The 24,758-nt window shown below is 42.6% G+C and carries 27 protein-coding genes; 6 read left to right on the top strand and 21 right to left on the bottom strand.

Annotated features, from left to right (window positions below; genetic code table 11):
• Positions 1-197: 197 nt before the first annotated feature.
• The 9 genes from MgSA37_RS06245 to ubiE all read right to left on the bottom strand — a co-directional run bounded on the left by MgSA37_RS06245 (position 198) and on the right by ubiE (position 7,740).
• A complete protein-coding gene (locus MgSA37_RS06245; RefSeq protein ID WP_096350472.1) occupies positions 198-716 on the bottom strand; it encodes an ExbD/TolR family protein in 519 nt (172 codons plus the stop codon).
• 325 nt (positions 717-1,041) lie between these two features.
• The gene (gene porG / locus MgSA37_RS06240; RefSeq protein WP_096350470.1) at positions 1,042-1,824 is read right to left on the bottom strand and encodes a type IX secretion system protein PorG; all 783 of its coding nucleotides are present in this window, start codon (positions 1,822-1,824) and stop codon (positions 1,042-1,044) included.
• A gap of 9 nt (positions 1,825-1,833) precedes the next feature.
• Positions 1,834-2,715 (bottom strand): NAD kinase, encoded by an 882-nt coding sequence (locus tag MgSA37_RS06235; protein WP_096350467.1) that lies wholly within the window; start codon positions 2,713-2,715, stop codon positions 1,834-1,836.
• A 148-nt stretch (positions 2,716-2,863) separates the two neighbouring features.
• A complete protein-coding gene (locus MgSA37_RS06230; protein WP_096350464.1) occupies positions 2,864-3,526 on the bottom strand; it encodes a CBS domain-containing protein in 663 nt (220 codons plus the stop codon).
• 2 nt (positions 3,527-3,528) lie between these two features.
• Positions 3,529-4,296: an alpha/beta fold hydrolase gene (locus MgSA37_RS06225; RefSeq protein WP_096350462.1), complete on the bottom strand. Its 768-nt coding sequence runs from the start codon at positions 4,294-4,296 to the stop codon at positions 3,529-3,531.
• A gap of 218 nt (positions 4,297-4,514) precedes the next feature.
• On the bottom strand, positions 4,515-4,964 hold the full coding sequence (locus tag MgSA37_RS06220) for a GatB/YqeY domain-containing protein (RefSeq protein ID WP_096350460.1): 450 nt from the start codon (positions 4,962-4,964) through the stop codon (positions 4,515-4,517).
• A 309-nt stretch (positions 4,965-5,273) separates the two neighbouring features.
• On the bottom strand, positions 5,274-6,032 hold the full coding sequence (locus MgSA37_RS06215; protein ID WP_096350458.1) for an SDR family oxidoreductase: 759 nt from the start codon (positions 6,030-6,032) through the stop codon (positions 5,274-5,276).
• A 248-nt stretch (positions 6,033-6,280) separates the two neighbouring features.
• On the bottom strand, positions 6,281-7,012 hold the full coding sequence (gene porT / locus MgSA37_RS06210; protein WP_096350456.1) for a type IX secretion/gliding motility protein PorT/SprT: 732 nt from the start codon (positions 7,010-7,012) through the stop codon (positions 6,281-6,283).
• A complete protein-coding gene (ubiE, locus tag MgSA37_RS06205; protein ID WP_172885297.1) occupies positions 7,009-7,740 on the bottom strand; it encodes a bifunctional demethylmenaquinone methyltransferase/2-methoxy-6-polyprenyl-1,4-benzoquinol methylase UbiE in 732 nt (243 codons plus the stop codon). Before ubiE ends, porT begins: the two co-directional genes overlap by 4 nt.
• A 290-nt stretch (positions 7,741-8,030) precedes the next feature.
• On the opposite strand from ubiE, the gene MgSA37_RS06200 reads away from it, so the two are divergent.
• Positions 8,031-9,404: a Gfo/Idh/MocA family protein gene (locus tag MgSA37_RS06200; RefSeq protein ID WP_096350453.1), complete on the top strand. Its 1,374-nt coding sequence runs from the start codon at positions 8,031-8,033 to the stop codon at positions 9,402-9,404.
• Between the two features lie 122 nt (positions 9,405-9,526).
• On the opposite strand, the gene MgSA37_RS06195 is transcribed toward MgSA37_RS06200, so the two are convergent.
• Positions 9,527-10,018, bottom strand: a complete 492-nt coding sequence (locus tag MgSA37_RS06195) for a VOC family protein (protein ID WP_096350450.1) — start codon at positions 10,016-10,018, stop codon at positions 9,527-9,529.
• A 177-nt stretch (positions 10,019-10,195) separates the two neighbouring features.
• Here MgSA37_RS06195 and yihA point away from each other — a divergent pair, with 177 nt between their 5' ends.
• A complete protein-coding gene (gene yihA, locus MgSA37_RS06190; protein ID WP_096350447.1) occupies positions 10,196-10,813 on the top strand; it encodes a ribosome biogenesis GTP-binding protein YihA/YsxC in 618 nt (205 codons plus the stop codon).
• Positions 10,814-10,908: 95 nt separating this feature from the next.
• On the top strand, positions 10,909-11,328 hold the full coding sequence (locus MgSA37_RS06185; protein ID WP_096350445.1) for an OsmC family protein: 420 nt from the start codon (positions 10,909-10,911) through the stop codon (positions 11,326-11,328).
• Positions 11,329-11,474: 146 nt separating this feature from the next.
• Here the strand turns inward: MgSA37_RS06185 and MgSA37_RS06180 are convergent, their stop codons facing one another.
• Complete coding sequence (locus tag MgSA37_RS06180) at positions 11,475-13,685, bottom strand: tetratricopeptide repeat-containing sensor histidine kinase (protein ID WP_172885296.1); 2,211 nt, start codon at positions 13,683-13,685, stop codon at positions 11,475-11,477.
• A gap of 155 nt (positions 13,686-13,840) precedes the next feature.
• A complete protein-coding gene (gene rpsT, locus MgSA37_RS06175; protein ID WP_096350441.1) occupies positions 13,841-14,095 on the bottom strand; it encodes a 30S ribosomal protein S20 in 255 nt (84 codons plus the stop codon).
• A gap of 198 nt (positions 14,096-14,293) precedes the next feature.
• Between rpsT and MgSA37_RS06170 the strand changes: the two genes are divergently transcribed.
• Positions 14,294-15,253 (top strand): zinc dependent phospholipase C family protein, encoded by a 960-nt coding sequence (locus MgSA37_RS06170; protein WP_096350439.1) that lies wholly within the window; start codon positions 14,294-14,296, stop codon positions 15,251-15,253.
• 1 nt (position 15,254) lies between these two features.
• On the top strand, positions 15,255-15,992 hold the full coding sequence (locus MgSA37_RS06165; protein WP_096350436.1) for a TMEM175 family protein: 738 nt from the start codon (positions 15,255-15,257) through the stop codon (positions 15,990-15,992).
• Here the strand turns inward: MgSA37_RS06165 and MgSA37_RS06160 are convergent.
• The 9 genes from MgSA37_RS06160 to MgSA37_RS06120 all read right to left on the bottom strand — a co-directional run bounded on the left by MgSA37_RS06160 (position 15,973) and on the right by MgSA37_RS06120 (position 23,982).
• Positions 15,973-16,626, bottom strand: a complete 654-nt coding sequence (locus MgSA37_RS06160) for a VTT domain-containing protein (protein ID WP_096350434.1) — start codon at positions 16,624-16,626, stop codon at positions 15,973-15,975. The genes MgSA37_RS06165 and MgSA37_RS06160 overlap by 20 nt on opposite strands.
• A gap of 128 nt (positions 16,627-16,754) precedes the next feature.
• Entirely contained in the window at positions 16,755-17,480 is a 726-nt protein-coding gene (locus MgSA37_RS06155) for a DUF4397 domain-containing protein (protein ID WP_096350433.1), read from the bottom strand.
• On the bottom strand, positions 17,477-18,157 hold the full coding sequence (locus MgSA37_RS06150; protein ID WP_096350431.1) for a DUF4397 domain-containing protein: 681 nt from the start codon (positions 18,155-18,157) through the stop codon (positions 17,477-17,479). Before MgSA37_RS06150 ends, MgSA37_RS06155 begins: the two co-directional genes overlap by 4 nt.
• 171 nt (positions 18,158-18,328) lie before the next feature.
• Positions 18,329-19,453 carry a DNA polymerase III subunit beta gene (dnaN, locus tag MgSA37_RS06145; RefSeq protein ID WP_096350429.1) on the bottom strand — a complete coding sequence of 375 codons (1,125 nt, stop codon included), beginning with the start codon at positions 19,451-19,453 and terminating at the stop codon, positions 18,329-18,331.
• 33 nt (positions 19,454-19,486) lie between these two features.
• On the bottom strand, positions 19,487-20,968 hold the full coding sequence (gene gldG, locus MgSA37_RS06140; protein ID WP_096350427.1) for a gliding motility-associated ABC transporter substrate-binding protein GldG: 1,482 nt from the start codon (positions 20,966-20,968) through the stop codon (positions 19,487-19,489).
• Positions 20,965-21,891 (bottom strand): gliding motility-associated ABC transporter permease subunit GldF, encoded by a 927-nt coding sequence (gldF, locus tag MgSA37_RS06135; RefSeq protein WP_096350425.1) that lies wholly within the window; start codon positions 21,889-21,891, stop codon positions 20,965-20,967. Before gldF ends, gldG begins: the two co-directional genes overlap by 4 nt.
• 117 nt (positions 21,892-22,008) lie before the next feature.
• The gene (locus MgSA37_RS06130; RefSeq protein WP_096350423.1) at positions 22,009-22,539 is read right to left on the bottom strand and encodes a hypothetical protein; all 531 of its coding nucleotides are present in this window, start codon (positions 22,537-22,539) and stop codon (positions 22,009-22,011) included.
• A gap of 327 nt (positions 22,540-22,866) precedes the next feature.
• A complete protein-coding gene (locus MgSA37_RS06125) occupies positions 22,867-23,586 on the bottom strand; it encodes an ATP-binding cassette domain-containing protein (protein ID WP_096350421.1) in 720 nt (239 codons plus the stop codon).
• A 66-nt stretch (positions 23,587-23,652) separates the two neighbouring features.
• Entirely contained in the window at positions 23,653-23,982 is a 330-nt protein-coding gene (locus tag MgSA37_RS06120) for a hypothetical protein (protein WP_096350419.1), read from the bottom strand.
• Between the two features lie 228 nt (positions 23,983-24,210).
• Here MgSA37_RS06120 and trxA point away from each other — a divergent pair, with 228 nt between their 5' ends.
• Positions 24,211-24,528 carry a thioredoxin gene (gene trxA, locus MgSA37_RS06115; protein ID WP_096350418.1) on the top strand — a complete coding sequence of 106 codons (318 nt, stop codon included), beginning with the start codon at positions 24,211-24,213 and terminating at the stop codon, positions 24,526-24,528.
• Positions 24,529-24,758 lie beyond the last annotated feature (230 nt).

The following is a 24,758-nucleotide window of genomic DNA, read 5'->3' as shown; positions in this document are numbered from 1 at the left end:
GATGCTTTTTTTTGTAAGAACGTTTAGATGCAACAAGGATACATATTCGTTTCACTAAAAACAAATCGCAAAAAGGCAATTTTATTAATAACTTATTAACAAATATTAATTATCAGTAGCTATTTAATAACCCAAAGCAACAACCGCTATCATAGGCTGATGCTTCCTTCAAAATGTCACCTATTGATGAGCCCCCTTCAATAAATCCCTTTGCTCTTCAAAAACCCAATATCCTCCGGCGCTATCTTCGCAATAGCATAGGAAGGTACACGTTCATTATGTAATTCGTCTATCGTTTCAACCAGGTTATTATAAACGGAATGATCGGATGGTTTGATGATCACAAATAAGCCTTTACCCGTTCTTTTAAATACCTCGCTAACTTTTGCTGCTATGGCTGCATCCAGCTCTTTACCATATTTTGCCTGCGTTGGCGTGGTTAAGGGGTTTGCCGCCATCCCCATATACCAAATGGCCTGGTTGTTTTTGCCCAGGCAAACCGTCATCGTTCCGGTTTCAGGAACCTTGCCTGAAGGGCCTGGTACAGGCATGGCCAGCGGCATTACCCTGGGTTTGGTTAATACGGTCGTCAGTATAAAAAAAGTAATGAGTAAAAACGCAAGGTCGACCATTGCGGTAAGGTCAACACGGGCAGGGATCCTCCTGGTAGCCCGGCGGCCCCCAGATTTTCCGGGAGTAGAATTTAGCTCAGCCATGATTATAAGTTTAAGGTTAAATAATTGGTCACCAGCAGTCCTGAAATGCCTGCTGTTTAAACCTCAAACGCAGATCGAAATACTTTATTGCAACAATGATGCAATAAAGTATTTTAATAAACGGCGCAGCCTCAATTAACGTTTTTAATAAAAAATATTCGGCTTTTGGGTGAGGCTGGTGCGCTTAGGGTTTTAATATAGAACACTCAATATCGAATACTGAATAATGAAGTAAGAAAATTCGACATTCAAAATTCATTATTCGATATTAAATTCCTCCTTTTTATCCTTACTTTAATAGCATTAAAAGGGTTGGGGGAGCCTATTAATGAAAATAGCACTTTTGGGTGAGAAATGTATAGGAGATGGTTACCTGTGTAAAAAAATAGGTATCCCTGGGCTGCCCGTCACCGCGCTGCGAGCCGGGAGAGCCGATGTAAACACCTGTTTTTTCGCCCGAGCGGTCGGATAACTTTTCGGCCAGGGTGTTATGGGCGGCATAATAGTATTGGCCGCTTACATCATCCAGGTAATCGGTATTCGGGTTACGGTATCCAATCTCAAAACCAAGGGTAAACTTGCCTGTAAAATTGTATTTCATACCGGCCCCGTAAGGAATGGAAAATGCACTGGTTGAATAGGCCTTTTTCTGGCCCTCGGTAGCCATCGAGCTTAAATCATACTTTTGACCCTGGTAAACCGTACTTGGTGAAAAGCTAAGCGCCGCAACACCAAGGAAAACATATGGCGTAAAACTATTTTTACCTATTTGAGGGATGTACTCCATAAAATTAAACTCACCGATCACACTGATCTCGCTTAGCGTGGTGGTAAAGCTCAAATTCCGCTGCCTGAATTGCGCGTTTGACGATTTACTGTCATCAGCGCTGATGACCCCGTAGTTATAGTTCAATTTTGCTGAAAGATAGCCATCAAAATTTCGTTTTAAAAAGCCATTTATAGCAATGCCACTTACCTTTAGCGGGTTGCTGGTATTAAGGTCGCCCATATAGCCGGCCCCGCCAATACCACCGCCAATTTCCCAGGTTTGGGCCTGCGCGCTGAGTGATAAAAAGACCAGGAAAAGAAAAGGTAAAAATTTCGGCATCCGTCAAATTTAATAATTACGGGCATCCAGCCCCCACAAAAGTTTGTTTCTTAACGTAGATAAGTAACTTTCATTATTTAAACGGATAAGATTTAGCTGGAAACCAGCCTTTTTTACCTCGAAGCGGATGGTTTTATCAATAGTGGCTGTACGCGAATCGCAGGAAACCAAATAATTGGAACTGCGGCTCTCCACATCAAAAGCCAGCGTACAGCTATCAGGCAAAACAATGGGCCTCACATTTAAATTGTGGGGGGCAACCGGCGTAAGCACCAGGCTTTTTGATTCGGGATAAATGATAGGCCCGCCGCAGCTTAACGAATAGGCCGTTGAGCCGGTAGCAGTTGAAATGATAATACCATCGCCCCAATAGGAGTTTAAAAATTCCCCATTCAAAAAAACATGGGTAGTGATCATCGCCGAATCATCCCGTTTATGGATAGTGATATCATTGAGAGCAAAGTTATCAACGCCAAAAACCTCCGGATACGAGTTAATACTGAGCAGTTCCCTGCTATCCAAAGTAAACTGCTTGTTTACCACTGCCTGGATGGCGCTCTCAATATCACTTTTATTAATGCTGGCTAAAAAACCAAGCCGGCCAAAATTTATGCCGATAACAGGGATCCCTGAATCGCGGATAAGGGTAACCATGTCCAGCAAAGTGCCATCGCCGCCCAGGGTTAAAAAAATATCGATAAAGCCTTTGATATTATCTGCCGGGTCAAGTACGTTGTAGGTGATGGTGTTGAGGTTGTCCTTAAGGTAATTGTGTAACTGGTGATGGACGTAAATGTCAACACCATGAAGGTTGAGGTTATCAAAAACCTGCTGTATGAACGGGAGTACTACCGGATCATTAAATGGCCTGCCGTATATTGCTATTTTCATTTAGTTCATTGGTTCAATAGTTCATTAGTTCATTGGTGCAATGGTTTATTATTATAGCTGCTGCCTGGTTTATTGAATTAATTAAAAAACTTAAAATTAACCCGCTATCCTACCAATGAACTAATGAACCAGTGAACAAATGAACCAACTAAAGATTAAGATAATTCATCAATGAATCGTACCTCTCCTTTGAATCATTAATATCGCCGCTGTGATTAAAAGTGGCTTTGATGACGTACTCGTATCTTAAAAAAGTAGATAAAATGGCTGATATATCTTGTTTATTTATTTTAAGTGTTACTTCCATCCGCGTTGAATCGGGGAAAGTGCGTACATAACTGCTCAGGATTTGTGCATTGTCTGACTCTACGATCTGGGCCATATGCGCCAGCGAATTGTTTTTATTATCAATCTCCAGTACGATGATACCTCCCGGCTGGTCAACAGAGGTAAGCTTTGCAAAATATTCAGTAAGCGTACCCAGGGAAATAAGGCCCAGATAATTATTTTTATCATCCAGCACCGGCAAAACGGTAAGCTTCTGTTCGTAAAACGCCCTGATCACATCATAAACGTGCTGGCCTTCCAGCACATAGGGGTTTACCAATGACAGCGACAAGGCGCCCACGTTGGTCTCATAATCGGTTTCCTCAATCAGGTCATCTTCGGAGATAAGGCCTAAAAACTGCTCTTCGTTTACAATTGGCAGGTGCCTGATCCGAAATTCCACCATCCGGTCAACCACCTTCTGAATGGTATCAGAAGTAGTAACCGGTGGAATCACATCAGCAACTAATTCAATTGCAGTCATTTTTATACCCTTATTTTTATTTTTTCCAAAAAACCTTTTAACAATGTATTAAACTCATCAGGCCGTTCCATCATCGGTGCGTGACCGCATTTGTCGATCCAGTGCAACTCGGCATCCGGCAGTTCCTGGCTAAATTCAACCGCTACTTCCGGGGGCGTAATTTTATCATTTTTTCCCCATATCAGCGAAACCGGGATCGTTATCTTATGCAGGTCGTTTTTCATGTTATGACGAATAGCCGATTTGGCCATTGCCAGTATCCTTATAACGCTGTGCCTGTCATTTATTATCCTGAAAACGTCGTCAACTAATTCTTTTGAAGCAACTTCCGGATCGTAAAAGGTAAACTCAACCTTCTCCTTTACAAAATCATAACTGCCCCGGCGCGGAAAAGTTCCACCAAAAGCATTTTCATATAAACCCGAACTCCCTGTCAAAACCAATGCTTTCACTACCTCGGGGTGTGCCAGCACGTATATTAACGCTACATGGCCTCCCAACGAATTCCCCAGCAACGTAACATCCTTTAATTTTTTATACTTAACAAATTTATGTACAAATTTTGCAAGGGTTTTAACACCTGTAGTTAACAATGGCAAATCATATATCGGCAATATCGGGATGATGACCCTGTACTCCGACCTGAACTCTTCAATTACTCTGTCCCAGTTGCTTAATGCACCCATTAAGCCGTGTAATAGTAGTAAAACTTCGCCTTCGCCCTCATCGATATAACTAAAACCGTTTTCCTCTTTAAGCACGAACTCCATATAAATCAGTAAAGTTTAAATTCCTTAGTTTCCGGCAAATTCAAGCCTGTTAAATTATCCTGAACATTTTGCCGCTATAAAAATAGCTTATTGCATTTGAGTTACAACAATTAATGCAATTATTTATAAGCCCCCTCTAAATCTCCCCCGGTTGGGGAGACTTTAATTTTCGTTTACTTTTCAAAGTCCTCCCCACCGGGGAGGATTTAGGTGGGGCTTCACACCAAAAGCTTCTTCACCACTTCAGATATTGTCCTGCCATCGGCTTTGCCTGCAAGTTCCTTATTGGCTGCGCCCATCACTTTACCCATATCTTTTACCGAGGTGGCCCCTACCCTGCTGATCAGTTCTTTCAAAAAAGATTCAACTTCCTCTGTGCTCATTTGTTTGGGCAGATATGGCTCAATCACCTGCATTTCCTGCATCTCAATCTCGTAAAGGTCTTCCCTGTTTTGGGTCTTATAAATTTCTGCCGACTCCCTGCGCTGCTTGATCAGCTTTTGCAGTACTTTTATTTCGGCCTCTTCGGTCAGTTCTTCTGCCGCACCTTTCTCAGTCCTTGCTAAAAGCAGGGCCGATTTGATGGCGCGCAAGCCCCTTAAACGGTCGGGTTGTTTGGCCAGCATGGCTTGCTTGATATCCTGGTCTACCTGGTTAATTAATGACATGTGCTTTTTGTTTAGTCCGGAAGTCGGAAAAGTCCGAAAGTCCGGAAGATTTATGGTGCTATTGTTTGTTTAGTCCGAAAGTCGGAAAAGTCCGAAAGTCCGGAAGATTTATGGTGCTATTTTATCTCAATATTACGAAAATCCATTTCGGGACTTAATTCAACTTTCCGACTTTTTTTGTCTTTTTCGTCTTTCCGGACTTTCCGACTTTCGGTCTTTCCGGACTTTCCGACTTTCGGACTTTTCGGACTTTTCGGACTTTTCCGACTTTTCCGACTTTTCCGACTTTTCCGAGTTTCGGACTTCCCCCTATTTCCTCGAAATTATCGTAGCCGAAGCCTGGGCTGTTGGCATAATGGTTAATTCGTTGATATTTACATGGGGCGGGCGGGATACCACAAACCAGATGGTTTCGGCGATATCATCGGCAACCAATGGTTCAAATCCGGCATAAACTTTTTTAGCCCGATCTTTATCCCCCTTAAACCGCACTTCCGAAAACTCTGTTTCCACAGCCCCCGGGTGAATCGCCGTAACCCTTATACCTTGTGTCACCAGGTCTATCCGCATCGCCTGGTTTAAAGCATCAACGGCAGCTTTGGTAGCACAATATACGTTTCCGTTAGGATAAACTTCTTTGCCGGCTATTGATCCCAAATTGATGATATGCCCTGTTTTATGTTCAACCATCCAGTTTGAAACCACTTTACTTACGTAAAGGAATCCTTTTACATTGGTATCTATCATCGTGTCCCAATCATCATAACTTCCGTTTTGGATGGGATCAAGTCCCTGGCTCAGCCCGGCATTATTGATCAGCACATTCACTTTTTTCCATTTTGCCGGCAGCTCTTCCAGGTTGCTGATCACCTGTTCCCTGTCGCGCACATCAAATGCACAAACTGCAATTTCGGTATTGTATTTGGTATTCAGTTTTTTGGCCAGTGCATCCAGCCTGTCGCCGCGCCGGCCTGTTAATATTAAATTATAATGCTCGCGGGCAAATAAATGTGCACAAGCTTCGCCTATCCCTGAGGTGGCTCCCGTTATTAATGCAATTTTAGACATATATAAGATTAACTAACGCAGCGAAATTATGTTTTTTTATTCGGATTGTTTGGGTAAAAGTCCATGGACCATGGTCCATAGTCCATGGTAAAAAAGATTAAAAGTAGCGCCGCTCTTATTCCGGCCATCGACAATGAACCTTGGTTGAACGCGAATAATTTCTTATATGCCCATCCGATCCTACTAGCGTCTATCGGCCATCAACTTCCTTCCATGGACCATGGACTATGGACCATCGACTTCTCCCCCTACTCGAAATACAAACTAAACATAATGGTATGCAGCGATAGCTTGCTGATGGGGGTCGAAAACGGCTCATTGCCGGGCGCAAGCACGTTGCCAAATGAGTTGGATATTTTTATTTCGGGCGATAGCTTAAAAAATTCAAAATAAATATCGCAGCCCAGGCCTGCTTCCCAGGAGCCGAAACCGCTTAAATTTTTAACATTTCGCGAAAGCGGGTCGATATTGGATTGATCCTGCCCCCTGCCAACCGCCTGCGAATATTTGATGCCACCCAGCATATAGGCCCTGAAATCCTGGATCCTGTCTGACTTTAGTTTAAATTCCAGGGGAAGGTCAACCGTAGTGGTTTGTACAGACTTGGTTACATTCTGCGAAGGGGTATCATAGGTGTAATACAGGGAGCGGTCAGCAAAAATCAAGGAAGGGGTTATACGGGCTTCAATATGATCGGTTAAGCGATAGCGGGTAATAAAACCGATGGCAAAACCGGGGGTGGATTTTGAAGAAATACTGTTCACCGAATCGGTAATATAACGGTTAACGCCCGGGTCAAAGTAAGGGTTGCGCCAATCGGGCTTTTTAACAATTTTGTAATAGTTGTTTACGTAGCTGAAACAAAAGCCAAAGCTAAGGTCGTTCTGATCGGCGCCGCCACCCCATGCAGGGGCCTGTGCCAGCAACAAATTACTGCATAAAAAAAATAAAATAATGGTTAGGTACCAGGTTTTAATCATTTAATACCAGTATATATGGAACAGATACCAAACGCTAAGGGGCGGCATTTGGTATTTTTAAAGCCTGTTTTATCCATCAGCGCTACAAACGTTTCTCCGTCAGGAAAGGCAGCTACCGATTCCGGCAAATAAGTATAGGCCCTTGCATCTTTTGAAAATAATTTACCAATTGATGGTGTAATATAGTTGAAATAAAATTTATACAACTGTTTTACCGGGAAAACTTTGGGTTTTGAGAACTCAAGCACCACTGCTTTTCCGCCGGGTTTTAATACCCGCTGTATATCGGCCAGCCCTTTTTCAAGGTTCTCAAAATTACGTACACCGTAAGCAACGGTTACGGCATCAAAAATATTTGCTTCAAAAGGCAGCTTTTCCGAGTCGCCCAGCTTCACTTCAAACCTGCCGCTTTCGTGGCGCTTATCAATTTTTTGCTGCGCGATATCCAGCATCCCGCGCGAAATATCGACACCTATAATTTTATCAGGCTTCAGGATGGAGAGTGCCTCAAAGGCAAAGTCGCCGGTGCCGGTGGCAACGTCAAGGATCAATTTGGGCTGGAGGCTTTTCAGCTCGTTAATGGCTTTTTTGCGCCAGATGATATCAATACCCAGTGATAAAAAATGATTTAAAAAATCGTAGGTTTTGGAGATGTTATTAAACATATCGGCCACCTGTTCTTTTTTGGTGCCCTGGTCCTCTTGGTACGGTACTACAGTTTTGCTCATTGGGCGCAAAGATAGTGATAAGGTTGATTGGTTGATTAAGTTAGATGGAGTTGATTAAGTTTCTCAACAAAAATGACACTATGTAGGATTATTTCTTAATTCCTGGATTTCAGATAAAGGAATGCGAATTGCAGGATGCAGCAATTGAATTAAGTATTTTGTTTTCATTACAATTATCTTTTTAAAAAAATTTAAAATCTAAGTATAAACTTCTACCTTTCACTATTGCTGGTTATGTTCGCTTGTTTCCAGCAATACCAATAAATTTATAACAGACCAAACTATTGTTTATGAAAGAGACACCAGAGTCCTCCCGCAGAGGTTTCATTAAAAAATTGGGCGCCGCCTCTGCTGCGGTAGCCATTGGATCAAATGTATTTGCCCGTGATAATAAAACAGGCTTATTTACTTACCTTAAACGTACCGATAGTGTTAGCGCAAATGACCGCATCAATATCGCCTTAATTGGCGCTGGCGGACAAGGTTCGTCTGATACCGAAACCGCTTTGCAGATTCCGGGGATCAAACTGGTGGCTGTTTGCGATTTGTATGATGGCCGCCTTGCCGATGCAAAAAAACGCTGGGGCGCCGATATTTTTACTACCAAAGTTTATAAAGAAATTTTGGCCCGGCCCGATGTTGACGCTGTAATTATAGGCACGCCCGATTTTTGGCACCAAACCATATCTGTCGACGCCATGCATGCCGGCAAACATGTTTATTGCGAAAAACCGATGGTGCATGCCATTACCGAAGGCCCGGCCATCATCAAAGCACAAAAGGAAACCGGGAAAGTTTACCAGGTAGGCAGCCAGGGCGTATCTTCGCTCGGCAACGAAAAGGCAAAAGAGTTACTAAAAGCGGGTGCCATCGGCCAGTTAAACTATGCAGAAGGATTTTGGGCCAGGCGTGGCGCGGTTGAAGTATGGGAATATCCTATCCCTGCCGATGCATCACCCCAAACGGTTGATTGGGAAACTTACGTAAGCAATACCGTAAAACGGCCGTTTGATGAAAAACGCTTTTTCAGGTGGCGCAATTATGTGGACTATGGCACAGGTATGGCAGGCGATCTTTTTGTGCACCTCTTCTCAAGCCTGCATTTTATAACCGGTTCCCTGGGTCCCGAAAAGGTATATGCCTCCGGCGGTTTGCGGTTCTGGCATGATGGCCGCGAAGTACCTGATGTTTTGCTGGGCACTTTTGATTATGGCGAAACAACCGTTCATCCGGCGTTTAACCTTAGCCTGCGCTGTAATTTTGTGGACGGCACCAGCGGCACCACCTATTTGCGCCTGGTAGGCAGCGAAGGCGCCATGGATATTACCTGGGACGATGTGGTATTGAAACGTAACAAGACTTTTCAAAACGACGATCCTTTTTATGCCGAAAAAATGCGTAATGCGGGCCCCGGCGCTGTGGAAAGAAAACATATGCTGCCACCCGAAGAAATTACCTACGCGGCTGAAAAAGGCTACTTAGGTGGCCCTTACGACCACTTTAATAACTTCTTTAACGCCATAAGAAACGGCGGAAAAGTAGTTGAAGATGCAACTTTTGGCTACCGTGCCGCGGCGCCAGCCTTGTTGTGTAACGACAGTTACTTTAAAAACGAAGCCATGCACTGGGATCCGGTGAATATGGTGGTAGTGAAAAAAGGATAGGTTATTTCTATTTGTTTTTTGTCATTTACGATAGTGAGAAATCTATACACCATACACTCCCGCTTGATTGACGGAATACCGTGTGTATAGATTTCTCCTCGTTCCTCGTCGAAATGACATTCTTATTTTTCAGCCAATTTTAACAGCCCCTGCATGTCCAGCCTTTTGGTAAACATGGTTAAATCGCCGTTTTCATCAAGCGGCCATTCTTCACGGGGCTTGTCCCAGTACAACTCAACGCCGTTTTTGTCAGGGTCATCCAGGTAAATAGCCTCGGATACGCCATGATCAGACGCACCTGTTATAGGGTATTTGGCATCTATCAGGCGCTTTAAAATTACCGCCAGGTCCTTTCTTTCAGGATATAATATAGCAGTATGATACAAACCCGGTGCATATTCGGGGGCAGGCGGTGCGCCAAGGCTCTGCCATGTATTTAAACCGATATGATGATGATAGCCCCCGGCGGAAATAAAGGCCGCCTGTCCGCCGTATTGCATTACTTTATCAAAGCCCAGTAAACCGCAGTAAAAATCAAGCGACTTTTGCAGGTCGCTCACCTTTAAATGCACGTGGCCAATGCGGGTTTGAGCGGGTATTTTATAATCTTCCATTTAAATTACATGTTTAAACATCAAATTTATGGAATATTTGAATTTGCCATGTTTTTTGATTGTAAATTTATCAAAGCAAACGGGGATTGCCTGGTTTAACCCCTGAGAATGAAGCAACTTTCGGACTTTACTGACTTTTCGGACTTTCGGACTAACTCTAATCACTATCTTTGCCACATGATCATTAAATCAGCCGAATTTATTTGCAGCAATACCCAAATCTCCAAACTGCCGCCGCCTGTCAAGGCCGAATATGCTTTTATCGGCCGGTCCAATGTGGGCAAGTCATCGCTGATCAATATGCTCACCTCCAAAAAAGGGCTGGCAAAAACCTCGCAAACACCCGGTAAAACGCAGCTGATCAACCATTTTTTAATTAACGACAACTGGTATATCGTGGATTTGCCGGGTTACGGTTATGCCCGTGCATCAAAAAGCAAAAAAGCCGACTGGAGTAAATTCATCCATACTTACCTGGATAAGCGCGAAAGCCTGCAATGTGTGCTGGTGCTGATTGACAGCCGCCTTGAACCCCAAAAGATAGACCTTGAGTTTTGCAACTGGCTGGGCGAAAAGGGGCTTTCCTTCGTATTGGTGTTTACCAAGGCCGATAAACAATCGAACCTGAAAACCGACCAGAACGTTGCCCTGTTTAAAAAGGCTTTGCTTGCCACTTTCGACGATATGCCCCAATATTTTATTACTTCGTCCGAAACTCAATTAGGCAGGGACGAGATCCTCGGTTTTATCGGCAGCATTAACCAGAATTTCGAGATCCCCGATTATAAATCGTAGGTACACCTGTCAAACGTCATCGCAATATCAACTTAACTGCAGCTATTTAAAACAATATCGCCAGAATATATCTTTACCTAAAAAACATATAAACCATGAAACGTACAGCACATGCCCATTGGAACGGCACCCTTCAGGAGGGTAAAGGTGAAATTACCACACAAAGCACCGTTTTAAACAACACGCAGTATTCATTTAAAACCCGCTTTGCGGATGGTATCGGCACAAACCCCGAGGAACTGATAGCCGCCGCACATGCCGGCTGCTTTACTATGGCCGTAGGCGCCGCGCTAAGCCAGGCCGGCTTTAAACCCAACGACCTTACCACCGATGCTATTTTAGACCTTGACATGGCTTCTTTGAGCATCACAGGCATCCACCTTGATTTAAAAGCATCAGCAATTGATGGCGTAAGCGAAGAAAAGTTTAAAGAAGTTGCCGAAGGCGCAAAAGCAAACTGTATTATATCAAAAGCCCTGAGCGTTCCGATTACGCTGAGTGTGCAGTATTCTTAGTCGGAAAAGTCCGAAAGACAAAGTGAGGTAAGAGTTTTTTTATCAGCAAATTTGCCTCTTGGAACTTTTTCCGATTTTATCTCAAATTCCATATCAAACTATTTCTTCCGGACTTTCGGTCTTTCCGGACTTTCGGACTAAAAACCTCAAGCCACCTCCAGCCTTGTTTCATTTATAACGCCCAGCGGCACAGTGAATGAAAATGAGGTTCCCTGGCCGGGTGTACTGGTTACCCATATGCGGCCGCTGCACTTTTCAACCAAATCCTTACAAAATAACATCCCCATACCTGTACCCGATTCATTATTCGTCCCGGTTTTACTGTTCACTTTGCTTTTAAATAATTTATTCAGCTGTTCTTCGCTCATGCCCGTGCCGGTATCCCTTACTGTAATAACATAGTTTTGCTTATCCTGGCGTTTAGCTGATATTTCGATGGTATCATTCTCCCGAGAGAATTTGATGGCATTGGTAATCAAGTTCCTGATCACTATCCTGATCGAGTTCGGATCAGCCGATGCAACAATATCATCCGGCACGCTGTCAATTAATGTAATGCCTTTTAAACCTGCCTGCTCGTGGTAACTCTCGGCTTCAAATGCCACAATATCCTTTACATAAAAACTTTTTGCGGAGTTTTCAAAGTTCTCCATCTGGCTGTTTATCCAAAACAACAAAGTATCCAGAAAATCGGAGGTATATTCCAATTTCTTCAACACACCGGGTATCATGTCAAGTAACTGCTGATGCGATATTGTATCGTCCTGCAACAGGCTGAACAGGCCGCGTAAAGTGCTTAACGGCGCCCTCAGGTCATGTGCTAAAACCGAGATCAGCCTGTCCTTTAAAGTATTCAGGTCGTTAAGTTTCTGGGCCTGGTCGTCAATACTGGTTTTTTGTTCCACCACTTCGCGGTTTTTTTCTTCAAGCATCAGGTTAATTTTTTGCTGCTTGCGCTTTTGCCTGTAATAAACTACCGAAATGGCAATCATCCCCAAAATGATAATTAAAAAAATAGTGTTTATTAAACGCTGCTGTTTAATGCGCTGCTGGTACAGGATATCCCGGTCAAGCTGCTGTTGTGCCAACTGCTTCTGTTTGGTGGCAAAATTAAGTTCCAGGTTATAGGAGGTTAACTTTTGTATGCTTTCATTATTGTTGAGGCTATCCTTCAATTCAATGTATTGCCTTAATAACTTATAGGCATCATCAAATCGCCCCAGACCCGCCAAAGTTTTATTTAGCTGCAGCGCCGCATTTGACCGAACCGACAAATTACCAAGTTTAACGGCCAGGCTTTGCCCCTCCATTGCGTATTTGTATGCATTTTTATAATCCTTCTGCATGTTATAAACGGTTCCAAACCCTATCAGGGTGCAGGCTTCGTTGTAAACATTTTTGTATTTGCTCGAGATTTGCAATGAAGTATCAAGGTTACTGATGGCTTTTTCAAACTGCCCCTTATGGCCGTAACATAAACCAAGGTCGGTATAATCAGACATCATCCCATCCTTGTCATCCTGCTTTTTGGCAATATTGATTGATTTGGTGCAATAAAAAATCGCGCGGTCATAATTCTTTTGATTCATCATCACCTCGCCGATATTTTCATATATCGTACCCACCCCATTCAAATCCTTTGTTCCGGCAAATAGTTTTAATGATTTTTTATAATATTCAAGCGCTTTCGGGTAAAGTTCCATGCTCTGCAGCACCACACCAATATCATTATAATCCGCAGCCATAAAAGCTTTATTATGCAGCTTCAGCGCAATAAATAACGCTTTATAGTAATAATCAAGCGCGGTTGATAACTGGCCCTCGCTATAATAAACAATGCCCATGTTTTTATAGCAATCAGATTCATATGCCTCGTTTTTATATTTTTTATTAAGGTCGAGCGCTAGTTTTAAATAAGTTAGCGCCTCGTTATAGTTAGCAAGCAAATTATACATGCGGCCATAAAGCATATAACAATTGCTTAAGCCGGTATTGTCATTTAATTTCTTGTATATTAAAATAGCTTCGTCAAACTCCAGTATGGCCTGCTTAAATTTTCCTTTAAAATAATTGGCATGCGCGGTTTGAACCAGGCCATCCGCGATACCGGCTTTGTAATTAATTTTACGCGAAAGCGCTACCCCTTTTTGTGCGTAATATAGCGTACTGTCAGGGTTTGAGTCGAAATAATTTCCGGCAAGGGAATTTAACCTGTTTATTCTTAATGTATCAGGTTCCGATTGACTTTTGAGCGAAGAAGTCACGAGGGTTTTCAAACTATCAACGCGGCCCCGGTTTACAAAACCGAAACAGGTAACCGTGATCAATAATAAAGCCAGGGTAAAATAAATCCTCAATTTTAAAGTGTTTAATGTTAAATAGTTGTTCAATACAACCATTGCTATCAGCACTTTATACGAAAAAGCGGTGCGATTTTGTTTTGGTTTTTTAAAAAAAATAAAAAGCCCGTCTCCTTGGTCAGGAAACAGGCTTTTTTAATATTTTGTCAACCTTATTTTAAGGCGTTTACAAATTTAGTAAGCTTTGATTTGTTATTCGATGCTTTGTTTTTATGAATAACATTCTTTTTGGCCAAACGGTCAAGCATCGAAATTACTTTTGTTAAAAGAGGTGCCGCATCAGCCTTGCTGGTAGTTCCTCTTAATTTTTTAATGGCGTTCCTGGTGGTTTTAGCCTGGTACCTGTTGCGTAAGCGCTTCGCAGCGTTAGAGCGGATCCTTTTTAATGATGATTTATGATTTGCCATTGTATAGCTTTGTTATTCTTTTTCTTTTATTTTTAAGGACTGCAAATATAGGATGATTATTTTAAAAATCAAATACTTTTTTTGTTATTGTTGTAAGGTTGAAATGTTTGAAGGTTGGAATGTTTTTAGCGATAAAACTTATAGGTTCAACATTACAACTTTTCAACTTTAAAACCTTTCAACATCTATATTTGAAATATGAAACCCTTCCTGAGGCTAACCATCGCCTTAATATTAATTACCATTTGTTCCTCCTGGGGTTTTTATGCCCATTACCGTATCAACAGGTTGGCTGTTTTTACGCTGCCTGCGGCGATGGAAGGATTTTACAAAGCGAATATTGATTACGTTACCCAGCATGCCGTCAGCGCTGATAAAAGGCGTTATGTTGATTCAACCGAAGCACCACGCCACTACCTGAATGCCGACCACTACGGTAAAAACCCTTTTGCAAAGATCCCGCAGAACTGGGATGACGCGGCAATAAAATATACCGCAGATACTTTGCTCAAATATGGCACGGTACCCTGGGTCATTCAAAACAACTATTACCGGCTGGTAAAAGCCTTTAAGGCACATGATACCACTGCCATTTTAAATACCTCGGCAAACCTTGGCCATTATATTGCTGATGCACATGTTCCGCTGCACCTTACCCAAAACTATAACGGGCAGTTAACCCGCCAAACGGGCATCCATGCGCTGTGGGAAAGCCGGCTGCCGGAGCTCTTTGGCGACCATTATCACATTTATATTGGCAAAGCCAGGTATATTAACGAGCCACTGAAGGAAGCTTTTAAAATATGCCGGGCGTCCTATAATGAAGCCGACTCTGTTTTGCGCTTTGAGCGGATCCTGAACAGAACATTCCCTTCATCAAAAAAATACGTTACAGTAAAGCGCGGCAACAAACAGGTAAGGGATTATTCCGTTGCTTATTCAAAAGCCTATCAAAAAATACTGAACCGGATGGTAGAACGCCGGATGCGGTCGGCTATTCTGGCTGTTGGCAGTTATTGGTTTTCTGCATGGGTGGATGCCGGGCAGCCCGACCTGGATAAACTCATCAAACAACCGCTCAGCGATGCCGATAATAAGAAGGTCGCAAAGGAAGAAACTTGGTTCAAAGCCGGAAAATCATTAGCTTTAACTCATTGATATGAGAAAAAAAGCAGCAGTCCTGTATAATAAGAAAAACCGGATAGAGTGGCGAAGCCATGAGCCCTCGCGGCTTGAAACATTCAGCGATGCCGTTTTTGCCTTTGCGGTTACGCTCATTATCGTTTCACTGGAAGTGCCCAAAACATTTACCGAACTTTTTGAAACCATGAAAGGCACCGTTAGTTTCGCTGCCTGTTTCGCCGCGCTGTTTCAGATCTGGAACCAGCAAAATATTTTCTTCAGGCGCTATGGTTTAAATGATGGCTTAACAGTGGCTCTTAACGGCATGTTATTATTTGTAGTGCTGGTTTATGCCTATCCGCTAAAGTTTTTGTTCGGCCTGCTGTTTTTTGACAATGCTTATACCGTTAACGGTCACACTCACGAAATGATCAGCACCCCGCAAACGCCTGCTTTAATGTTAATTTATGGCGCAGGGTACACCGCTATTAATTTGCTTTTCTTTTTAATGTATGCTACAGCTAAAAAACATTCAGAAGTTTTAAAGCTAAAACCAGTTGAGGTGTTTGAAACCCAAACCGTAACTTATCTTTATTTAATTCTTACCTTAATAGGCGTATCTGCCATGCTTTTAGCCTGGCTTTTGCCTGTTGAATATGCCGGATTTTCGGGATTTTTTTATAGTTTGATAGGGTTTGCTTACTGGTTTTGGTATAGCTATCGCGGCAAAAAGGCCAGGAAAAAATTTGGCCCGGCTACTGAACCTGCTTCTTAGTCATCCTGCTTTTTATAGCTGCGTAAATGGGTGGGATAATGGATAGTAAGATGATCACGATGCCTACCATAGAAAAATGCGCTTTAAAGAATGGCACATTACCTAAGAAATAGCCAGAAAAAAGGAAAACAATGATCCAAGATGCCCCGCCGACGATATTGTATAAACTGTACTTCAGGAACGGCATTTGGCTAACCCCTGCAACAAATGGCGCAATGGTACGGATGATCGGCATAAAACGGCTGAAGATCACTGCAAGCGCCCCATGTTTTTCAAAAAAAGCATGCGTTTGATTGTAATATTCCAGCTTTAATATCTTGTTATCGGGCTTAAACACCTTATGTCCAAAATATCCGCCCAGCAAATAATTGATGGTATTACCCGTAAAGGCCGCCGCTATCAATATAATGGTCAGCATAAAAATATTTAAGCCTGTACCACCTCCGGCTATTAAAGCGCCTGCGGCAAACAGCAGCGAGTCGCCGGGCAAAAATGGGGTAACTACAAAGCCTGTTTCAGCAAAAATAATGGCGAATAATATGAGGTAAGTAAGCGCATGATACTGGCTGATAATTGCCGACAAGTGTTTGTCAATATGTACGATAAAGTCGATGAGGCTCTTTAAAATTTCCAAGGCTATTTATTTTTTGCCAAAAATATAAATTTTAATCAGTTAATAGTTCTACCGTTTAACAGTATCAGTAAAGCTATTCTTTCGATGCCCCCAAAAAAAACAACCACTCAGCCAATCAACTCAAACAATTACTTATTAACTATCGTGGCCGCATTAAATGCTGCCGTATCTGCCCGGGAAGTGTACCCATAGGCGTATAAAGTATATAAGCGCCCGTCCTGTATGGTAACCGGGGTAAGTTCCTTTATAACCGTGGTGGTGCCGGTTGGCTGGATCTTCAGGTCGTAATTACCCACGGGCAGTTCGATGTATTTACTAATCTTTTGATAAGCGACCCCAGAAAACAAAGGAGTGTCATTGGCTAAAACATCCAGGCCACCGGTCCCCGATGGCGAGGCGTCAACAAACCTGATCTTACCGCGGCCGGGTGTGGGCGTACCCGATGTATCGACAGTGAATATGGTGGTGTCTGACCCGTCTCCCCGCGAACCAACTATAAACAAAGAATATTTTGCCCCAGCTTTCAATGAATCTGTTCGCGTAAGATAGGTAGTTCCTGAATACTGAACGGACCGGATCTGGTACGGCACATCCGTTGAGGGCACATAAAAATACCCCTGGCGCACGCCAAAAATATAGGGCGCTGAATTTACCTGCTTATTATCAATAAACAAACTAACAGGCATCATATCCGGGCTTAAATTTAAAATCTCATACTGGATATTTAGCCCCTTCGGGCTTGCATTGCCGGATTTACCACAGGAGGAGATCACAAATACTAAAAATGCAACACAGGCAAAAATAACCAGTGTTATTGTAATACCATTTTTGTTGCTATTGGTTATCGAACTCATTGTCCATTATAATTTATAACTATGCCTATGCTAAATTTGGCGCTACCTGTCCCTGTTAACTTGCCCCTTGAAACCAAAGAGTAAATATACTTGGGCTGAAACGTAATAGGCGTATCAATAAGTGGTGTTGCAGAACCTGTTTGATATACCTTTACGTTTTTTATCCCGCTGCCGGTAACAAAAAATGCTGAACTTGTTTTATATGCGCTTGTTTTATAATTCAGCGTATCACCAACATATGCATCAAGGTTTCCGGCATCCGGCGATGCGTTGACAAACCTGATCTGGGTTTTGTTTGGTGTTGTATCCGGGTAAAGAACATCAACAGTGCTGAATGAATTATCAGCAGTTTCGCCGGCCAGGTATATCGAATAGTTTGTGCTGTCTTTCAATGTCAACGGCACACTAAATAATACATTAAACGTTCCGGCCTTTTTAAACTGAAAATTTTCGGCTCCCTGGGGTACAGGTAAATAATAACTCTGGCTTCCCGGATACAAACTCGAAGTGTTGTTCTGGCGGGTACCGTTTAAATAAAAGTTCAGCGTATCTGCCGATGCATTTACTACGTTCACACCTGCATATAGCACCGTTTTAATAACCGAATCGTTGTTCTTGCATGATTCAAAGGCTAACAATGCAGCAAAAAAATAGACTATATAAAGGCGTTTGATCATATACGTTTATTATAACTGCTTATAATACGTTTTGTTATAACGATGAATAAAAAAGTCCGGCGTTGTACCGGACCTTCATTATTATGTCATTGGGTCATTATGTCATCAGGTCAGTGGTTCGTTCAAGCTATTTACTGCTCACCACTCACTAATTCAACTATTCACTAATTATCACGCGTAGCTGTTCAGCATAACCGGCATTACCAGCATCAGTACATCTTCGTTTTCATCGCCACCCTGCGGTAACAATAAGCCCGCACGGTTAGGGGTCGACATTTCCAGCGACACTTCTTCGCAGCTCAGGTTCTTCAGCATTTCAATTAAAAAACGGGCGTTAAATCCTATTTCCATATCCTCGCCTTCGTACTGGCAGGTTAAACGCTCATGCGCCTCGTTGGCAAAATCAATATCTTCCGAGGAGATATTCAGTTCGCTTCCGTTTATTTTCAGCCTTACCTGGTGGGTAGTTTTGTTGGCATAAATAGCCACGCGGCTTAATGACCCCAGGAACGACAGTCGGTCAATGCTTAGTTTATTCGGGTTATTTAACGGGATCACCGCTTCATAATCCGGGTAGCGTTCATCAATCAGGCGGCAAACCAGGTTAATATTCCCAAATTTAAAAAACGCGCTGGTGCTGTTATACTCTACCGATACATTTACATCATCAGATGGTAACGATGATTTTAATAAAGTTAATGCCTTTTTTGGCAGGATGAACGAGGTAGTACTTGCTGCCTTGGCATCTTTGCGGCGGTAACGTACCAGCTTGTGAGCATCAGTAGCCACAAAAGTAAGGTACTGGGTTGATAGCTGGCAGTAAACGCCTGTCATGGCCGGGCGCAATTCATCATTACTTACCGCAAAAATGGTTTTATTGATAGCTTCAGCTAAAACCGATGCGGGCAAATTAACCGATGAAGCATTTTCAACCACCGGTATTTTCGGGAAATCTTCGCCGTTTTCGCCGCTCAGTTTATATTTACCGTCGCCGGCATTTATTTCAATTGCAAAAGTTTTGTCATCAACCGAGAAAGCGATGGGTTGCTCAGGCAATGATTTCAGCGTCTCTAACAAAATTTTCGACGGGATAGCAATGCGGCCGTTTTCCTTGGCTTCCACTGTTAAGGAAGTGGTCATGCTGGTTTGCAGGTCAGTAGCCGAAATGGTTAAGTTTCCATCTTTTATCTCGAACAAAAAGTTCTCCAGTATAGGCAATACCGTGCTATTGCTCAATGCGCCGCTTACAGACTGCAGTTGCTTGAGTAATGTTGAGGTAGAAACAATAAATCTCATATAGTTAGAATTAATCAATCAAAAGTATAAAATTTAATGAGCATACTTTCGCTTGCGGATATAATGTTGAAAAATAGCAAATGTTAACAATAAAGCCAACGGCACAATATTATTCAATACCTGCCAGTAGATCTTTTCGCTGCGGATACGGGCGCGGCTAAGCAGACGGATCTGCACTTCTTTCGTCCGCAAGCCTATCAGTCCTGAATCATCCGTCATATAATCGGCAATGTTTAGCAACAGGTTTTTATTGCCAAAGTTTTGACGCATATAATGGTCGTATCCAAGGGATTGCGGGGTACCGTCCTTGTCGATATCATTTTTCAGCATATCGCCATCGCTTATCACCAGCATTTTGGTTTGCTTGCTTTCGTAAAGGCGCTCAATGGGTTCCTTCAGCCCTTCAGGTACCGGGCGATCGAGAAAATCCGATTTAAACTTCCCTTCAAGCAATACAGCAACCGTCTTCTCGGGGTTCTGGAACTCTTTAGGGTTTGGCTCCTGCTCAATGGCCTGCAGCGAGATGATATGCGGCGCCCCTAATTTTTTATTGTAAGGAGAAGAAGCCAGTAAGATGGTCTTCCTGACATTTTTTACAGCAATGGTATCAATGGAGCTTACAAACTCGCCTTTTATCCCGTCGAGGTTTTTTACAATTGGATTTTTGGATAGCGGCATAAATATCGGGTAATACAACCAGGGTATCATTTGTATTTGCGGCTGGCCGCCTGTATTGCCGGTAACAATAGGTATTTGCGCACAGTTAAGGTCGGCAATCAGGTCATAATTAATCCGGATGCCATAGGTAAACAACTGGTCGTCGAGGTTAAGCTGCTTGGCGAACGACATCTGGTCGCCGCCATGCACGCGCATGGTGTCCAGCTCGGCATTTACCTGGTCAATGGCCCAAAATACCTTGCCGCCGCGCATAATATATTGGTCGATCTTATATTTTTCAAGTTCTGTAAATGCCGTATCAGGTTTCGGGATCACCAATAACCTTACTTTCATCAGCATACTGAAGGGTACCGTTTTAAGGTTGATACGCCCGATATTGAAACCATCTGACAATGATTTCATGGCGTCCTCCATTTGCAGGTCGTTCAGTTCATGGTCGCCTTCGGTAAAAGCGATAATGGGCCGGCCCCCGCCGGTTATTTTTTTAATAGCTGATGAAAAAGCATATTCCAGGTTTTGGATAGAGTTATTATAAACCTCCTCTTCCGGCAACCCAATGCGCGACTGTAATAAATTCACCGCGATATCTTTACCCTCAAACTGTATCAGGGCTTCCGGGAAAATGAGCATCTGCGTTACGCCGTTATCAGTTTTGGTGCTGTAGGGCTGTCCCACAATACCCCTAACCTGTAATGAATCATATTCGGCCTTCTGCAGGTTTTCAGGCATTTTTTTAATGGCCGCTATAGGGTCAACAAAGTAAAACTCCAGCTTGCGGTTACTGTAGGCCTGCAGGTCGCTCAGCAGATCGCGGGTGGCGCGCTGCAGCCTTTTCATATTCGGGGGAAGTTATCGCCCTGCAAATAAACAATCACCCTAACTGGCGCCTTCAGGCTATCCATAATCCCCCGGCTTATTTTTGAAACCGTAAAACGTTTTTCTTTGGTAAAATCAAAGCGCGTAAAAGTTGCTGAAGACAAAACGCTTATCAACAGCAGAAAACCAAAAGTCTTTATCAGTACAGGGTTGCGCATGCTTTTTTGTCTTTGTAAAAGCAGCATCATTAAAGTCAAACAAATAAAAATACCCGCTAAAACAATAAAATAACACAGGTCGCGGGTATCCAATACCCCCCGGCTCACCGAGTCGTAATGGGTTGTGATCCCTAAATTCTCGAGATTAAGGCCTTGCAGCGATAAAAGCTGGCTAAGCGAATCGAACCCGCTGTAAAAAAAGAAGCAAAGGAATACCGCCACGGTGAAAGCAATCACCTGGTTTTTGCTGATAGCGGATGCAAACATGCCAATGGCACAAAACCCGGCGCCCAGTAAAAACAGGCCGATGTAAGAGCCTATCACCCCGCCGGTATCGATGTTTCCCTGCGGCGAACCCAACGTATAAACAGAATAATAATAAACCAGGGTAGGTAAAAGTGCAAAAAGCACGATAGTAAGGCTGGCAAAATACTTACCTAAAACTATCTGCCAGTCGGTTAAGGGGCGGGTTAAAAGCAGTTCAAAAGTGCCTTCCCTGCGTTCTTCGGCAAGCGAGCGCATGGTAATGGCCGGGATCAGGAACATAAAAAGGTAAGGCGCCGTGCTGAAAAGGCTATCCAAACCGGCATAACCGTAATCCAGGATACTGGACGCCGGGAATACCCATAAAAACAATCCTAAAACCAATAAAAATACACCAATGGTGACATAGGCTACCAGTGAGCTGAGGTAGGAAGTGATTTCTTTTTTGAGGATGGAGAACACAGGTGGTAAAATGCTAATTCGTAAATGTACAATGATAAAATCTCAAGCAAAACGCAAACGCCGACTTTTATTGTTTGGCAAAACTATGAAACTGCTATCAATAGAACGATAAATAATTTAAAGGCCAAAACGATAAGCCAGCCTTCCGGCGATCTGTCCAACAGTACCACCCTTTTCAACCCTGCCTTCATATCTTAAACCGATATCAATTTTGGTTTTCTTTTTATATACCGGTGCAGAAAAACCAATTACCGGCGCAAAAATAAAAGCGCCCTTTGCAGCTGTGTAGTTGTTGTTGATGTTTGATGACCAGCCCAGATCGCCCTCAACATAACTTATTTTACTAAAGTAGTATTTACCGCCCGCTTCAACAGGCACATACGTTGCCGGGTTTAAACTACCTGCGTAAGTGAGTTTTACCAGGTAATCTGTTATACCTGCCGTTACTGTAAAATAAAATGGCGCCTGCGAAACCGGCAATTCAAGTTTAACCGATGCGCCAACAACCGAACCATAAACCGAGGCCGCCTGGCCCACCGGAAAGCCAAACTCCCCGCCAATGCTTAATTGTGTTGACGGTTTTGTTTGTGCCGATGTACCGAATGTAATTCCCGATAAAAAAACTATAAAAAGTAAAAATTTATTCATCCTAAATAAGGTTTAAACCCACCAAACATAATTAAATATTATTGCATTTATTGATAACGATTAAAGGTAATTTAGAGACATCTCGTGCTATCATCACAAATTGTGATCATAGATCCGCATTAAAATATGTCATCACAAATTGTGATAACATGCTATCAGCTAATCGTATTAATTGTGTAAAATAAAAAATCATTTCGGCCTATTCAGGATGCAGTCACAATTTGTGACCGCATCTTATATTTTTTTCATATGTGGTCACGAATTGTGATCACATAGATTTACATTCCCTTTAAAACTATTACAACTCATTGCAACCTTTACAACTCACTATAACCTAACCAACCCATTCGTCAACCCGATAAAAATATTCTCCAATGTTTTGCCCTGGTTCTTATCCCTTAAGCCGCTTAAGGTATCGTCAGCCACAATTTTACCTTTATTGATGATGATTACATGATCGCAAACGGCTTCCACCTCCTGCATGATATGGGTTGACAGGATCACTGTTTTTGTTTTACCCAGATCGAGGATGAGTTGACGGATGCCTATTAACTGGTTTGGGTCGAGGCCCGAAGTAGGCTCATCCATGATCAGCACCTGCGGATCATGGATCATGGCCTGCGCGAGCCCTACCCGCTGCCGGTAACCTTTTGACAGCTGGCCGATCTTTTTATGCTGCTCCGGGCCGAGCCCTGTTTGTTCAATAATTTCATCTATCCGCTTCCCCGGCGACTTCATCCGGTGAACGGAAGCAATAAAAGCCATCGATTCTTTTACATACATATCCAGGTAAAGCGGGTTACTTTCGGGCAGGTAACCAATATTGCGTTTTACCTCCTGCTGCTGCAGATTAACATCATAACCACAAACCGATACCTTACCTGCGGTTTGCGGGATAAAGGTGGTGATGATTTTCATGGTGGTTGATTTGCCTGCCCCGTTCGGTCCCAAAAAACCCAAAACGCCTTGATTTGCGCTAAAACTAATATCATCTACAGCCTTTTGTGTACCGTAAACTTTTGTTAATGATTCAACAAGGATACTCATGGCGTAAAAGTAAGGGATAGATGTGAGATGTGAGAGGCGAGAGGTGAGAAATTTGGATTTCGTCTGTCAGCTTAAGCCCGATTTATGTTTAAAGTGATACAATGCAGACATCACAATTCCGATAATCGGTACTGTCATCGCCGTAATCATCCACCCCCCCAGAACAAGGCCTACACTGCCAGTTGCGCATTTCGTTCCTGGCGGCAATCCGTAAATCGATATGAAAGTTGCACCAACGGGCAGCAAAACTCCCAGGATCAAGGCAATAAAACTCACCCAAAGCAAGTTAAGTTTAGTCTTGCCTTTAAGCGCTTTGATAGATAAAATCAGTTGAAATACCGGCGCAGCAAATATTAACATCAATGGGATTAAACCAAAAAACAGAAATCTTAACATGTTTTTTATTGTAACATTTAATCCCGATAATCCAAAAAGGTAACCCTTAACCAGCTTATCCCAAAATGATTATCCACAAAAAATATGGCTCACATTGTCAACAGAGTATCACAGTGTTAATAACGGCAGAATGGGGATAATTTAATTGTCATATTGTCAGGTGAACAATTGCGGCAAGCTATTTGAATAGTATATATTTGTAACACTAAAAATTAAAAAATTAAAATCATGGCTTTAGAAATAACTGATGCAAACTTTGACGAACTCGTCCTTAAATCTGATAAACCCGTTCTTGTTGATTTTTGGGCAGAATGGTGCGGACCATGTAGAATGGTTGGACCGGTTGTAGAAGAAATTGCAAAAGAATATGAAGGCAAGGCGGTTGTAGGAAAAGTTAATGTAGATAACAACCCTGGTATATCAATGAAATTTGGTATCCGTAATATACCAGCACTTTTATTCTTTAAAAATGGCGAAATTGTTGACAAACAAATCGGCGCAGTTCCAAAATCTGTTCTTGCAGGAAAATTGACCGCACAATTGTAAGGATTTCACCGATTGGTGGATGATTTCACCGATTAGGTAAAGTCATTACAAAACAAATAAACAAAAACACCGATGTTAAAATATAAATAACATCGGTGTTTTCGTTTATATTGCGATCAGAAACATTATTTAACGTAAGTTCGAAATAAGATTGTAGTATGCCCCATAGGGCAATGTCATTAAGTTAAGAGAGTTTTTTTTTGCCCTCTTTATCGCGTAGCGAAAGAGAG

Origin of the sequence: Mucilaginibacter gotjawali (assembly GCF_002355435.1) — a bacterium.
GTDB lineage: Bacteria > Bacteroidota > Bacteroidia > Sphingobacteriales > Sphingobacteriaceae > Mucilaginibacter > Mucilaginibacter gotjawali.
Note: the sequence above shows the minus strand (reverse complement) of the source record. Positions and strands in the feature narration are given on the sequence as shown.